Below are 13,489 nucleotides of genomic sequence, written 5' to 3'. Positions count from 1 at the left end.
CGTGTCGGCCCTCCGCTGGACCGAAAGGTTATGTGTCATGGCGACACGACGCGTGGTGATCCTGGGAGCCGCGGGACGCGACTTCCACAACTTCAATACGGTGTACCGGGACAACCCGGACTACCAGGTGGTGGCCTTCACCGCCACCCAGATCCCAGACATCGCCGGGCGCAAATACCCTGCTGTGCTGGCCGGAAAGCTCTACCCCCAGGGCATTCCCATTTTCGATGAGTCCGAGCTGGTGGACGTCATCAAGCGTGAGAAGCCCGACGTGGCAGTGTTCTCCTATTCCGACGTGACCCATGAGACGGTCATGCACCTGGCGAGCCTCTGCATCGCGCATGGCGTGGACTTTGAACTGCTGGGCGCGGACAAGACCATGATCAAGTCCAAGGTGCCGGTCATCGCCATCACCGCCGTCCGCACCGGCGCCGGCAAGAGCCAGACCACCCGCTACATCAGCAACATCCTCAAGAGCCTGGGCAAGAAGGTGGTCGCCATCCGCCACCCCATGCCCTACGGCGATCTGGCCGCCCAGGCCTGTCAGCGCTTCGCCGCCTATTCCGATCTCGATCTGCACAAGTGCACCATCGAGGAGCGCGAGGAGTACGAGCCGCACATCGACAATGGCTTCGTCATCTACTCCGGCGTGGACTACGAGCAGATCATCCGGAGCGCCGAGAAGGAAGCAGACGTCATCCTGTGGGACGGCGGCAACAACGACCTGCCCTTCTACACCTGCGATCTGCACATTGTGATCGCCGATCCCCTGCGGCCCGGCCATGAGTCCATCTACCATCCCGGCGAGGCCAACTTCCGCCGCGCCGATGTCATCGTCATCAACAAGTGCGACTCGGCCAAGGAGCTGGACATCAAGGGCATCGAGGCCGCCGCGGCCAAGCTCAACCCCAAGGCTGTGGTCATCCGCGCCAACAGCCCCGTCACCTGCACCAAGCCCGAGATGGTCAAGGGCAAGAGCGTGCTGGTGATCGAGGACGGCCCCACCCTCACCCACGGTTCCATGACCTATGGCGCCGGTGTGGTGGCCGCGAAGAACTGCGGCGCGGGCCGCATCGTCGACCCCATGCCCTATGCCGTGGCGTCCATCGCCGCCACCTACCGGAAGTACCCCAACGCCCAGGGCATCCTGCCCGCCATGGGCTACGGCGAGGCCCAGATCAAGGATCTGGAAAACACCATCGAAGCCACGCCCTGCGACGTGGTGCTCTCCGCCACGCCCATCGACATCACCCGCGTGCTGAAGGTGAACAAGCCCATGCTGCGCGCCACCTATGATCTGGCCGAAGTGAAGCCCGGCCAGCTGGAAGTGGAAGTGAAGAAGGCGTTGGCCAAGTAGTCACACCCTGGAAACACGGGAGGGATCTGCGGATCCCTCCCGTTTCCTGTACGCTCGATGATTCTGGAGAATGCCATGTCCCGCCTCTTCCAACCCCTCACCCTGCGCGGCCTCACACTGCCCAACCGCATCGCCGTCTCACCCATGTGCCAGTATTCGTCCGTGGAAGGCCTACCCACCGACTGGCACCTGGTGCACTACGGCGGCCTGGCCCAGGGCGGCGCGGGGCTGGTGATCGCCGAGGCCGCGGCCGTGCTGCCCGAGGGCCGCATCACCGCCGATGATCTCGGCATCTGGAACGGCGCCCAGGCCGAAGCCCTGGCCCGCATCGTGCGCTTCATGCACGCCCAGGGCGCCGTCTCCGGCATCCAGCTGGCCCACGCCGGGCGCAAGGCCTCCACGCCCGCGCCCTGGAAGGGCAGCGGCGGCAGCATCCCGGTCAGCGCGGGCGGCTGGACGCCCGTGGGGCCCAGCGCCCTGCCCTTCGACGCCACCTGGGCCGTGCCCACGGTCCTTGATGAGGCGGGCCTTCAGGGTGTGATCCGGGCCTTCGCCGATGCGGCGCGCCGCTCCCTGGACGCGGGCTTCCTCGTGGCGGAAATCCACGCCGCCCACGGCTACCTGCTGCACCAGTTCCTGTCGCCCCTGTCGAACCGCCGCGAGGATCGCTACGGCGGCAGCTTCGAGAACCGCACCCGCCTGCTGAAGGAGGTCACCGAGGCCGTGCGCGGCGTCTGGCCTGAGCGACTGCCCCTCTTCGTGCGCCTGTCCGCCACCGACTGGAGCGAGGGCGGCTGGAACCTGGAGCAATCCATCGAGCTGGCCAAGGCGCTGAAGGGCCTGGGCGTCGATCTGGTGGATTGCAGCTCCGGCGGGCTGGTCCCGCGGGCCGAGATCCCCTTGGGCCCCGGCTACCAGGTGCCCTTCGCTGCGCGCATCCGCGCCGAGGCGGGCCTGCCCACGGGCGCCGTGGGCCTCATCACCGATCCGGAACAGGCCGAGCAGATCCTGGCCCAGGAATCCGCCGACCTGGTGCTGCTGGCCCGGGAACTGCTGCGCGACAGCCGTTGGCCCCTGCGCGCCGCCCAGGTCCTCGGTGCCGAAGTGCCCTGGCCCGCCCCCTACGCGAGGGCAGCCAAGGGCCCCGTGCCCCTGCGGCAGGCCCTGACCTCCTTCACCCAGCCAACCCCATGACCGGCTGAACCCCCTGACCAGCCGGGGCCTCAGGCCCCGGCGGATGCAATCTCCGCGGCCTCAGCGGTCGAGGGCCTGCAGGGCGAAGGCGTAGGCGCCCACCGACGTGGCGCGGCTGGTGCCCAGGCGGGTGACGCCCACCCCTATGCGCTTCAGGGCATCGTAGGTGGCCGTGCGGTCGGTGCCCGGCACAGGCAGCTGCACCTCCTGCCCCTTCACGAAGCGGGCCAGGTGCTCGGGGTCCTCCAGGTTGAAGGCCTGCACCTCCAGGCGGGGGAAGGTGCCGCCGGCCTTGGCCCGCAGGGTGCCGTTCATCTCCTGCACCAGGGGCGGCAGGATGAAGGACGCGGCGCCGGAGAGGCCACCGCCCACCACCACCAGGCTGTCCACCACCGCGCTGATGTTGGCCAGGGTATCCCCCGCCACTTCCCCCAGGCGCCAGAAGGCCTCGCGGGCGGCTGCTCGGTGACCCTCGGCCAGGCCCTCGGCAATGTGGAAGATGGTCTTGGGATCGGGGGCGGCCTCCAGCGGGAGGCCCGCGGCCTCCGCATAGGCCGACCGCACGGCGCGGATGCTCACGCCCTCCTCGGCGGGGCAGCCGGGATCCAGCTTGTTCCGCATGCACCAGATCTCCGCCCCCGCGGCGTTGTCACCCAGAAACAGCCGCCCGTCCACCACCAAGCCTCCGCCGAACCCCGTGCCAAGCGTCACCCCGAAGAGGTTCTTGAACCGCTTGCTGAGGCCCGCTGCCGCGAGTTTGGCATTGACCTCAGGCAGCAGCCCGGCCAGCGCCTCGCCATAGGCGAAGAGGTTGCCGTCGTTGTTGATGAAGGCGGGAACACCGAAGTGCGCCTGCAGCATGGGGCCGAGGGGAACGCCACCCCGGAAGGCTGGCAGGTTGTTCAAGTCGCCGATGACGCCATTGGGATAATCGGCCGGCCCCGGGAAGGCGAAACTGATGGCCACGGGCGGTGCCTCCAGCCGCGCCTTGACGGCTTCAAAGCCCTCCACGATGGAAGCCAGGCAGGCTGGAAGGGCCTCTGCGAAAGAGGGGCGTTGGATGGGTTCGATGATCTCCCGCCCTCCCTGCATGGCGGAAAAGACGAAGTTCGTCCCTCCAGCGTCAAGGGTCAGGACGATGCGTGGGTCCCGTTGCAAATCCATGAAAATCCTCATCTCACTTCAGTTCGAACGCGCCCTTGAGGTCGCCCACCCACAGCTTGTAGGTGCCCGGTTCCACAATCCGCGTGTTGGCCCGGCCGATGAAGCTCAGGTCCCGGGCCCCCAGGGTGAAGTGCACCACCTTGGATTCACCGGGAGCCAGAACCACTTTCTGGAACCCCTTCAGCATGCGCACGGGCCGACTCACCTGGCCATACTCATCCTGGACGTAGAGCTGCACGGTCTCCATGCCTTCCCGGCGGCCTGAGTTGGTCACCTTCACGCTCACCGAAAGCCGATCCTTCCGGCCCAGGATGGACCTGTCCACACTCAGATCCGAGTAGGCAAACGTTGTGTAGGAAAGGCCGAATCCGAAAGGCCACTGGGGGTTGAACGTGTTGACGTCGAACACCTCCAGAGGCTTGTGGTCGTAGGGGGTGATGGCGTTGGGGAAACGCGGATAGGTGAAGGGCAGGCGTCCGCTGGGGTTCACGGCGCCACTCAAGACATCTGCGATGGCCCGGCCCCCTTCCAGGCCTGGAAGGTAGCCCAGCACGATGCCCGCGGCACTTCCCACAATGGGGTTGAGGGTGCGAGGGCGGCCTTCCAGCAGCACCAGAATCAAGGGCTTTCCGGCCTTTGCCAAGGCCATGGCCAGATGCACCTGAGCGGGATCCAGGCTCAGGTCATCGATGTTGCCCGGTGTCTCGCAGTAGGTCTTCTCGCCCAGGCAGAGCACGATGGCATCCACCCCTTTTGCGGCTTCCATGGCGGCGTTCACATCCAGGACTTGGTCGAAGGTGGCCCCGGGCACGTAGGCCACATTGGCCTCGCCGTAGGTGGCCTTGAGCGCCTCCAGGACCGTGGGTTTATCCTTGGGGTACAGTTCCTCGGCATCCCCTTGCCAGGTGAGGCTCCAGCCGCCATTCAGCACGCTGCGAAGGTTGGCTGTGGGCCCCGCAACCAGGAGCTTGGAGCCCTTCGGCAAAGGCAGCGCCGCCCGCTCGTTCTTCAGCAAGGTGATGGCTTCGCGGGAGGCGCGGAGGTTGGCCTCCGCGTATTCCGGACGCCCGAAGCGGGCTTTCATTGCGGGATCCGGATAGGGTTTCTCGAACAGGCCCAGATCCAGCTTCACCTTCAGGATGCGCTGCACGGCATCATCAATCCGCGCTCTGGAAACCAGGCCCTCTTTCACGGCCTGCAGCAACAGGTCATAGAAGCTGAAGTCGAAAGGCACCATGCTCATGTCGACACCGGCATTCACGGCCATGACGACGGCCTCCTTGGGTGTCCGCGCCACGCGGTCCCGGGTGTGCAGCCGCTTGATGTCCTCCCAATCGGAAACCACGAAGCCCTTGAATTTCATCTCGCCTTTGAGTACTTCCGTGAGCAGGTGCTTGTTGGCGTGGCCGGGGATGCCGTCGATCTCGCCGGAGTTGACCATCACCGTCGGGGCGCCCGCCGCCACGCCAGCCTCGAAGGTGGGCAAGAACCACTCCCGCAGAGCCCGCTCCGTGATCCAGGCGGGAGTCCGGTCCTTGCCATTCAGCGGATAGCTGTAGCCCACGTAGTGCTTGAGGCAGGCAGCCACCTTGTCCGGAGCGCCGATGGCCTGGCCCTGAAGGCCCTCGATGTAACTGCGGCCCAGGGCGGAGGCCAACCAGGTGTCCTCACCCAAGGTCTCCCAGAACCGCGGCCACAGTGGCTGGCGGCCGATATCCAGCACCGGGTTGAAGTTCCAGGCGATTCCCGAGGCCCGCACCTCCGCTGCGGTGATTTCACCGCCCCGCTTGACGAGGGCCGGATTCCAGGTGGCGGCCATGGCGATGGCTTGGGGGAAGAGGGTGGCGCCCCGGGTATAGGTGGCGCCATGAATGGCATCGATGCCATAGATGACGGGAATGCGGGCGCGGGTCCGCTTCAGGGCCGCGTCCTGGATCTGGGTGAGGATGCCGTGCCACTGGTCCACGGTCAGGGCCCCTTCCGGCCCCACATTGAGAATGGAACCCACATGGTGCTTCACCAGGGCATCTTCCAGCCGGGCCGGGTCAAGTTCCCGCACACCTGTGGCCGACGGGCTTTGCAGCACGGCTTCCAAGGTGACCTGGGTCATCTGCCCCACCTTTTCTTCCAGGGTCATGGTCCGGAGGAGTTGTCGGACCCGGGCAGCGTGATCCGGCTGACCGGCTGCCAGGGAGAGGGCCAGGCCAAAGAGGGCAATGGCTTTCATCGTGGGGGATCCTTTTCAAGGAATGGCTGAAGGCGGAGCTAAAGGGCAGGCAAAGCGCGAAGCCGAAGGACTCACCCCTCGTGGCGCCGGGCTTTCAAGGCCAGGCCCAGCATGACGGCACCGAAGACCAGGATGACGAGGCCCCACCAGAGGTTCATGTTGAGGCCCAGGGAGGTGCGGTACAGCTCGGCGGGGGTCAGCAGCCCGAAGACGCTCAGCAGGAGGCCCAGCAGGCTGAAGAGCAGGCCGATGGGAAGACGCAGGTCGAAGGTCATGGCTGCCCCTCAGGCGAACAGGATGTTGAGAACGAGGGCCGCGGCGAGGATGAGGGCGCCCAGGTAGATGGGGCGCTGGTACCAGGGCAGGTGCCCCTCGTCGTGGCGTTCCGTGAGGCTGTAGACCAGGCCGCGCAGGTCGCCATCGCTCTTGGTGCGCGGGGTCAGCAGGCTGATCAGGATCGTCACCAGGAAGCAGGTACTCCAGGACCAGATGGCCGTCCAGAAGTTCTGGGCCATCTCGCTGGGGTAGACGTGCAGCACATGGCCCAGCCAGCCGCCCTTGAAGAGGCTCTCCGCCCCCACCGGGATGCTGAGGCCGTGGTGCAGCGCCGCCGCCGCCGTGCCCGAGAGCAAACCGAAGAAGGCGCCATGGCCCGTGGTGCGCTTCCAGAACATGCCCAGCAGGAAGGTGGCGAAGAGCGGCGCGTTCACGAAGGCGAAGATCAGCTGCAGCATGTCCATGATGTTGTTGAAATGCACCGCCATGTAGGCCGTGAGGATGGAGAGCAGGATGCCGCCCACCGTGGCCATGCGGCCCATCCAGAGGTAGTGGCTGTCACTCTTATCCTTCGCGATGTGGCTCTGGTAGATGTCGTAGGTCCACACCGTGTTGAAGGCCGTGACATTGCCCGCCATGCCGCTCATGAAGGAGGCCATGAGCGCCGTGAGGCCCAGGCCCAGCAGGCCCGTGGGGAAGTAGTGCTTGAGCATGAGGGGGATGGTCATGTCGTAGTCGAAGGCGTTGCCCTTCACGGGCAGCGCGAAGCCGCTCTGGCCCGCCTTGTAGGTGAGGCCGATGGCGATCATGCCCGGCAGGATCACCAGGAAGGGGAAGAGCATCTTGGGCACGGCGGCGATGAGGGGCACTTTGCGGGCGGCCGTCTCGTTCTCGGCCACCATGGCGCGCTGCACCACGAGGAAGTCCGTGCACCAGTAGCCGAAGGAGAGCACGAAGCCCAGGCCCATGGCCATGCCGAACCACTCCACGCCCATGGGGTTGGCCCCCGGCGTGCCCATGTGCTTCCAGGCGCTCACCCAGGCGCCGGGCGCGTAGGCCTGGCCCTGCAGGTTGTGGCTCTGACTGGCCACGAGGTGCAGGCGCTGCACCAGCCCCGACCAGCCGCCGCAGTCGCGCAGCCCCAGGAAGACCAGGGGCGCGAAGCCCAGCACGATGAGGAAGAACTGCATCACCTCGTTGTAGATGGCCGAGGTGAGCCCGCCCAGGAAGATGTAGGCCAGCACGATGGCGGCGCTGATCCAGAGGCTCATGTTGAAGTTCCAGCCCAGGAGCAGGTTCAGCAGCTTTGCCATGGCATACATCGAGATGCCACTGGAGAAGACCGTCATGATGGCGAAGCTGAAGGCGTTGAAGGTGCGCGTCTTTTCATCGAAGCGCAGCTTCAGGTATTCCGGCACGCTGCGGGCCTTGGAGCCGTAGTAGAAGGGCATCATGAACACGCCCACGAAGACCATGGCCGGCACCGCCCCCACCCAGTAGAAGTGGGCGGTCATCATGCCGTATTTGGCGCCCGAGGCCGCCATGCCCATGACCTCCTGGGCGCCCAGGTTGGCACTGAGGAAGGCCAAGCCCGCGATCCAGGCCGGGATGGCGCGACCCGACAGGAAGAAATCCGTCGAGCTCTTCATGCCGCGCTTCAGCACCACGCCGATGCCCACCACGAAGGAAAAGTAGAGAACCAGGATCGTCCAGTCGACGGGGCCTAGATGGATGCTGCTGGCGGAGTTCATGGGGTGGCTCCTCGGGATGGGCGGCCTGCTGCCGCCGCGCGCCGGGTCAGCGGGGCTGCGGCAGGGAAGGTCATGGATGGAGGGGATGCAGGGTGAAGGGAATGGGAACAGGCGATTCTGCGGCCAGGGCCCCCTGGGCATCCGGGCCGACGTACTTCCCGTTGGCCAGGGTCTGAAGGGCGAAGGTGCCATCGCCCAGGTCCACGCGGCGGAAGCGCTCCGGCGGGCCCACCTGGGTGCTGGAGGCGGTGAGGCGGCCCGCCACCTCCAGGTTGGCGCGGAGGTACCGGGCGTTGAGGCGCGCCTGGAGGGCCAGGGTGCCGTCGCCCAGCTCCCGCAGGGTGAAGGCGGTCCAATCGGCGGGCCCATCAGCGGCATGGTCCCGGTCCACCAGCAAGGGCACCAGGTCCCGCTGGGTCCCGAAGGGCGCGAAGGGCACCGCCAGTGGATTGGCGCCCACAAAGCGGCCCCGCACCTGCAGGCGCACCGCCTCGGGGCGCGGCGGCAGGTCCGTGGCCCCGCTCGCGTAGCGCTGGATCAGCGCCGTCCAGGCGGGGTTGGGGCTGAAGTGGGTGGCCGTGTCATGGCTGCGCCAGCGGGCCTCCAGGGTGGCGGCATCATCCTGGGTGAGGCGGGGCCAGCTTCCCGTGTCATGGCACATGAGGCCCCAGAAGCCCGCGGCATCGCCCCGTTCTGGATCGCCGAAGGCCACCTTCCAGGTCCAGGGCGCCCAGGAGATGCCCAGCCGGTTCAGGCCCGCCAGGGCCCGGGCCCACAGGTCCTCGAAGCCGAAGACGCAGAACTCGCCCACGAAGATGGGCACCTGGAATTTGGTGCGGTGGGCCTGGGCATCGGCCAGAAGGCGCTCCACCATGTCCCGCTGGACGGTCCACACCTGGCTGACATCCACCCCGCCCACCTTGGCCTGCATGGCATAGCTGTGAAACTGGTAGACCACGTTGGTCCAGTGGAAGGCGGCCGGATCGCCCAGGCGCTGCCAGCCCGGGAAGGCCTCCATCACCAGGATGTGGTCGGGGTCCTCCGCGCGGATGGCCCGGTAGAGCCGGTCGTAGAAGGCGTTCAACTGGGCGGCGAAGGCTGCCTCGTCGGCGCCTTCGGCCTTGTCGGGTTCGTTCAGCAGGTCGTAGCCCGCCACGGTGGGATTTCCCTTGTAGCGTTTGGCCAGGGCTGTCCAGAGCTTCACGGTCATGTCCTGGAAGCGCGGCGCCTTCCAGAGCTGGGGGTCTGCGTTGATGCGCCCGCTGTTGTCCCAGCGGTTCTGGCAGCCTGGCGCCCCGTGCAGGTCCAGCAGCACGTAGAGCCCGCGCCGGCCACAGGCCTCGATGATCCAGTCCAGGCGGCGGGTGCCACCGGCCTTCAGGCTGCCATCCTCCGCCAAGAGGTCCATGTAAAGGAAGGGCACGCGCACCAGGTTCAGGCCCAGGGCCTGGATGGCATCCAGATCCGCCTCCTGGATCCAGGTGTCCTGAAAGGCCGAGACGAGCCGGTCGCGGGTGGCCTCCCCGAAGCGCTCGGCGAGCAGGGCGCGCAGGTGCCATTCATCGGCCTGGGGCAGTTCCTGGCCCGACATCATGGGCGTCATCCAGGCTTCCTGCAGCAGCCAGCCGCCCAGGTTGGTACCGCGCCAGACCACCGTCTTGCCGGTACCGGAGGCTTCGCGGATCTCCGTCCCCACCACCTTCAGGAACCGGTGCCCGCCCCCATTCACAGGCCCCGCGACCTGGGCGCCATCCGCCTTCGGAACGGCGGCGCCCAGGCCCAGCCACGCGGCCAAGCTCAGACAGACGGTGAGGATGCCGCGGCGCACCATGGAGCCCTCAGAAGACCAGGGTCTGGATGGAATGGGCCGGGCTGTCCCCCTTGGCCGCGCGCCCCGCCATCCAGAGCTGGAAGGGCAAGGGCTGGTCGGTGAGGTTCAGCACGATCACCGCCAGACGGCCGTCGGGATTGCGGAAGGCCACGGTCTGCAGACTGTCGTGGGTGGAGCTGGCCGCCACGCGCACGGCGCCGGGGCGCACGAACTTCGAGACATGCCCCAGGTAGTAGAACGAGTTCATGTAGCGCAGGGTGCCCGTGGCCGTGTCGGCGTGCACGGGGGCGTAGCAGAAGTTCCCCACGTGGTTGGGGCCGCCCCGCTCGTCCAGCAGCACGTTCCAATCCACCCAGCCGGCGGCGCCGTTGGCCAGGTCCGCCACCAGCGAGCGGCCGTACTTCTCGCCCCAGTTCCAGTCCTCCAGGCGCGCCGCGTCGAAGGCCTCGGCACAGCCTTCCGAGAAGAGCAGCTGCTTGTCGGGCCAGGCCTCCTTCACCTGGCGCACGGCCTCGAAGTGATCGCCCACATACCAGTGGAAGGCCGCGCCCCACACGAATTTGGAGGCCTCGGGATCGTCGTAGACCGCCTGGGCCCGCTGGTAGAGCAGGCCGCGGTTGTGATCCCACACCATCAGCTTCACCGCGCCAAGGCCCTCCTGGGCGAGGGTCGGCCCCAGGTGCTGCTTCACGAAATCCCGCTCCTCCTCCGCGGTGTAGACGCAGGATTCCCAGCTCTGGGTGGCCATGGGCTCGTTCTGCACCGTCAGGCCCCAGATGGGCAACCCCTCCTTGGCGTAGGCCTGGATGAAGCGGGCGTAGTAGAGGGCCCAGGTGGCCGCCGCCTCCGGCTTCAGCTTGCCGCCGCGGAGCATGTTCCCGTTGGTCTTCATCCAGGCGGGCGGGCTCCAGGGCGAGGCGAAGAGGCGCATGCCGCCGGACGCCTTGAGCGCGGCCTTCACGAAGGGCAGGCGGAAGCGGCGGTCGTGCTCGATGGAGAAGCGCTGCAGCCCCGGATCGGAGGGGCCCGCATCGTAGGTGAAGCTGCCGCTGGAGAAGTCGCAGGAGTGGATGCTGAGCCGGCCCAGGGAGTAGCCCAGGCCTTCCTGGGGATCGAAGTAGGCCTTGATCAGTTCGGCCTGGCGGGCGGCGGGCAGCTTGGCCCAGGTCTCGGCCGCAGCGTCGGTCAGGGCGCCGCCGAAGCCCACGACGGTCTGGAAGCGCTTGGCCGGATCCACCACCACCGTGGCCAGGGCCTCGTCGTTGGGCTGGTCCAGGCGGGTGAAGGCCAGGTCGGCCTTGCGGGCCAGCCGGTCCGGGCTGCCCTTGGCGGTGCGGTAGACCGCCACCTGGGCCCGGCAGACCCCGGCCGCCAGCAGCAGACAAAGAAGCGCGCGTCGCATGGGACCTCCTACTGAGCCCGGAGGGTGAACTCACCCACCAGCGGAGCGTTGGCATCGCCACCCAGGAAGACCTGGAACCGTCCGGCCTCGGGCGCGAAGCTGCCATCGGTGTGAGTGAAGGCGAGGTCCGAAGCCCGCAGCTCGAAACTCAACGCCACCTGGCCGCCCTTGGGCACGCGCACCCGCTGGAAGCCCTTGAGCTCGCGCACGGGCCGCGTCACGGATCCCACCAGGTCGCGCACGTAGAGCTGGGCCACCTCGTCGCCCTCCCGATCCCCCAGGTTGCGCAGCGTGGCCTGCACCGTGAGGCGCCCGTCCAGGCCCATCTCCGGGCTGCTCAGGCGCGCGTCCGTGTAGGCGAAGCGGGTGTAGCTGAGACCGAAGCCGAAGGGGAAGAGCGGGGTGTTGGGCGTGTCCAGGTAGTTGGAGCGGTACTGTTCCCGCGGGCCCGCCGGCTGCGGCCGCCCGCCCGGCTTGGTGTTGTAGTAGAGCGGGATCTGGCCCACGTTCCGCGGAAAAGTGGCGGGCAGCTTGCCGGAGGGGCTCACGTCCCCCAGCAGCACATCCGCCAGGGCGGGCCCGCCCATGGTTCCGGGCTGCCAGGCGTAGAGCACGGCATCCGCCTGGGGCAGGACGGCCTCCAGCGTCAGGGGCCGACCCGCGAAGAGCACCAGCACCACGGGCTTTCCGGTGGCCTTGAGGGCCTCCAGCAGCGCCTGCTGCGACCCGGGCAGGTCCAGCTTCGAACGGCTGTGGCCTTCGCCCGTCATGTCCCAGGATTCCCCCAGGGCGGCCACGATGACATCCGCCTGAGCCGCGGCCTTCAGCGCGCTGGCAAATTCATCCCGCGAGGCCTCGGACACCGCGCATCCGGGGGCCGTCACCACCAAGCCCGGCAGGCGGGCCTCCAGGGCAGCCTTCAGGGTCACGGCATCCTCGGGGCGCCCCTTGGCTTCCCACATGCCCAGCTGGTCCCGCGCGGCGTCGGCCAGGGGCCCCACCAGAGCCACGCGGGCCCCGGCGCGGAGGGGCAGCACGGCGGGATCATGCTTCAGCAGCACGAAGGATTTGCGGGCCAGGTCCCGGGCCGCCTCCAGGTGCTCGGGCCGCAGCATGTCCCGCTGCTCCCGCGCTTCATCGCAGTACTTGTACGGGTTCTCGAAGAGGCCCAGCTTGGCCTTGGCTTCCAGCACCGCCTTCACCATGCGGTCCACCTGCGCCATGGGCACCACGCCGGCCCGCACCAGTTCCGGCAGGTGCTTGAGGTAGGCCTGGCCCTCCATGTCCATGTCCACCCCCGCCAGCGCCGCCAGACGGGCCGCCTCCTTCAGGTCGGCCGCCAGGCCGTGGGGCACCATCTCCGCGATGGAACCCCAGTCGGAAACCACGATGCCCTGGAAGCCCCACTCCTTGCGGAGCACCTGGTCCAGCAGCCAGCGGTTGCCGGAGCAGGGCACGCCGTTCAGGTCGTTGAAGGCGCACATGAACGTGGCCACGCCGACCTCGGCGGCGGCCTTGAAGGGCGGCAGGTAGGTGTCCCGCAGGGTGATCTCCGGCACCTCGGTGGTCCAGTAGTCACGGCCGGCCTGGGCGGCCCCGTAGGCGGCGAAGTGCTTCGCGCAGGCCAGGATGTGCGTGGGTCCGCTGAGGTCGCCCTGGAAGCCCCGCACTCGGGCCTTCGCCACGGCCGAGCCCAGGAAGGGATCCTCCCCGGCGCCCTCGGAGATGCGGCCCCAGCGGGGATCCCGGGCGATGTCGACCATGGGCGCGAAGGTCCAGTGCACCCCGGCGGCCGAGGCCTCGATGGCCGCCACCCGCTCGGCGCGCTCGATGGCCGCCAGGTCCCAGCTGGCCGCCTGGCCCAGGTTCACGGGGAAGGTGGTCCGGAAACCGTGGATGACATCCAGGCCGAAGAGGAGGGGGATGTGCAGCCGGCTGCCGGTCACCGCCGCCTCCTGCATGCGGCGGGTCTCCCGGGCCCCCACCACGTTGAGCAGGCTGCCCACGCGGCCCGCCCGGATCTCGGCCATGAGCGGGCTGCGCTCCCCCCGGGGCCCCGTCAGTTCGTCATTGGAAGAACACTGCACGAGCTGACTGATTTTTTCTTCCAGGGTCATGCGGGCCATGAGGTCGGCCACTCGGTCCTCCGTTCCCGCCACCAGGACGGCGGAAAGCCCGAAAAGACCATGCAGGAAAAGCCTTCGAAGCATGCACACCCTCCTGGGAGTCCCCCTGGCCTTGGCCAAACCGAACCAGTGACTCCTGAAACGTTGGATCAGGGTGGCCA

The 13,489-nt window shown here is 67.8% G+C and carries 9 protein-coding genes; 2 read left to right on the top strand and 7 right to left on the bottom strand.

Annotation, left to right across the window (positions count from 1 at the left end; translation table 11 throughout):
• Positions 1-37: 37 nt before the first annotated feature.
• Positions 38-1,357, top strand: coding sequence for a cyclic 2,3-diphosphoglycerate synthase (locus Q9293_RS03360; protein WP_306250025.1), 1,320 nt, complete (start codon positions 38-40; stop codon positions 1,355-1,357).
• A gap of 75 nt (positions 1,358-1,432) precedes the next feature.
• Positions 1,433-2,551: an NADH:flavin oxidoreductase/NADH oxidase gene (locus Q9293_RS03355; protein ID WP_306250023.1), complete on the top strand. Its 1,119-nt coding sequence runs from the start codon at positions 1,433-1,435 to the stop codon at positions 2,549-2,551.
• A 60-nt stretch (positions 2,552-2,611) separates the two neighbouring features.
• Here the strand turns inward: Q9293_RS03355 and Q9293_RS03350 are convergent, their stop codons facing one another.
• The 7 genes from Q9293_RS03350 to bglX all read right to left on the bottom strand — a co-directional run bounded on the left by Q9293_RS03350 (position 2,612) and on the right by bglX (position 13,412).
• Positions 2,612-3,715, bottom strand: coding sequence for an ROK family protein (locus Q9293_RS03350; RefSeq protein ID WP_306250021.1), 1,104 nt, complete (start codon positions 3,713-3,715; stop codon positions 2,612-2,614).
• 13 nt (positions 3,716-3,728) lie between these two features.
• The gene (locus Q9293_RS03345) at positions 3,729-5,942 is read right to left on the bottom strand and encodes a glycoside hydrolase family 3 N-terminal domain-containing protein (RefSeq protein WP_306250019.1); all 2,214 of its coding nucleotides are present in this window, start codon (positions 5,940-5,942) and stop codon (positions 3,729-3,731) included.
• A gap of 71 nt (positions 5,943-6,013) precedes the next feature.
• A complete protein-coding gene (locus tag Q9293_RS03340) occupies positions 6,014-6,217 on the bottom strand; it encodes a hypothetical protein (protein WP_306250017.1) in 204 nt (67 codons plus the stop codon).
• Positions 6,218-6,226: 9 nt separating this feature from the next.
• A complete protein-coding gene (locus tag Q9293_RS03335; protein WP_306250015.1) occupies positions 6,227-7,969 on the bottom strand; it encodes a sodium:solute symporter family protein in 1,743 nt (580 codons plus the stop codon).
• A gap of 70 nt (positions 7,970-8,039) precedes the next feature.
• Positions 8,040-9,800: a cellulase family glycosylhydrolase gene (locus Q9293_RS03330; RefSeq protein WP_306250013.1), complete on the bottom strand. Its 1,761-nt coding sequence runs from the start codon at positions 9,798-9,800 to the stop codon at positions 8,040-8,042.
• A 7-nt stretch (positions 9,801-9,807) separates the two neighbouring features.
• A complete protein-coding gene (locus Q9293_RS03325) occupies positions 9,808-11,202 on the bottom strand; it encodes a glycoside hydrolase family 30 protein (RefSeq protein ID WP_306250011.1) in 1,395 nt (464 codons plus the stop codon).
• A gap of 8 nt (positions 11,203-11,210) precedes the next feature.
• Positions 11,211-13,412, bottom strand: a complete 2,202-nt coding sequence (gene bglX / locus Q9293_RS03320) for a beta-glucosidase BglX (protein WP_306250009.1) — start codon at positions 13,410-13,412, stop codon at positions 11,211-11,213.
• Between the last annotated feature and the right edge of the window lie 77 nt (positions 13,413-13,489).

Source organism: Geothrix sp. PMB-07 (genome assembly GCF_030758935.1).
Classification (GTDB): domain Bacteria; phylum Acidobacteriota; class Holophagae; order Holophagales; family Holophagaceae; genus Geothrix.
Note: the sequence above shows the minus strand (reverse complement) of the source record. Positions and strands in the feature narration are given on the sequence as shown.

Excerpts from the sequence above, each read along its gene's own strand:
- Q9293_RS03355 (WP_306250023.1), top strand. The coding sequence starts at position 1,433 with ATGTCCCGCCTCTTCCAACCCCTCACCCTGCGCGGCCTCACACTGCCC.
- Q9293_RS03330 (WP_306250013.1), bottom strand. The coding sequence starts at position 9,800 with ATGGTGCGCCGCGGCATCCTCACCGTCTGTCTGAGCTTGGCCGCGTGG.
- bglX (WP_306250009.1), bottom strand. The coding sequence starts at position 13,412 with ATGCTTCGAAGGCTTTTCCTGCATGGTCTTTTCGGGCTTTCCGCCGTC.
- Q9293_RS03340 (WP_306250017.1), bottom strand. The coding sequence starts at position 6,217 with ATGACCTTCGACCTGCGTCTTCCCATCGGCCTGCTCTTCAGCCTGCTG.
- Q9293_RS03350 (WP_306250021.1), bottom strand. The coding sequence starts at position 3,715 with ATGGATTTGCAACGGGACCCACGCATCGTCCTGACCCTTGACGCTGGA.
- Q9293_RS03345 (WP_306250019.1), bottom strand. The coding sequence starts at position 5,942 with ATGAAAGCCATTGCCCTCTTTGGCCTGGCCCTCTCCCTGGCAGCCGGT.
- Q9293_RS03335 (WP_306250015.1), bottom strand. The coding sequence starts at position 7,969 with ATGAACTCCGCCAGCAGCATCCATCTAGGCCCCGTCGACTGGACGATC.
- Q9293_RS03325 (WP_306250011.1), bottom strand. The coding sequence starts at position 11,202 with ATGCGACGCGCGCTTCTTTGTCTGCTGCTGGCGGCCGGGGTCTGCCGG.
- Q9293_RS03360 (WP_306250025.1), top strand. The coding sequence starts at position 38 with ATGGCGACACGACGCGTGGTGATCCTGGGAGCCGCGGGACGCGACTTC.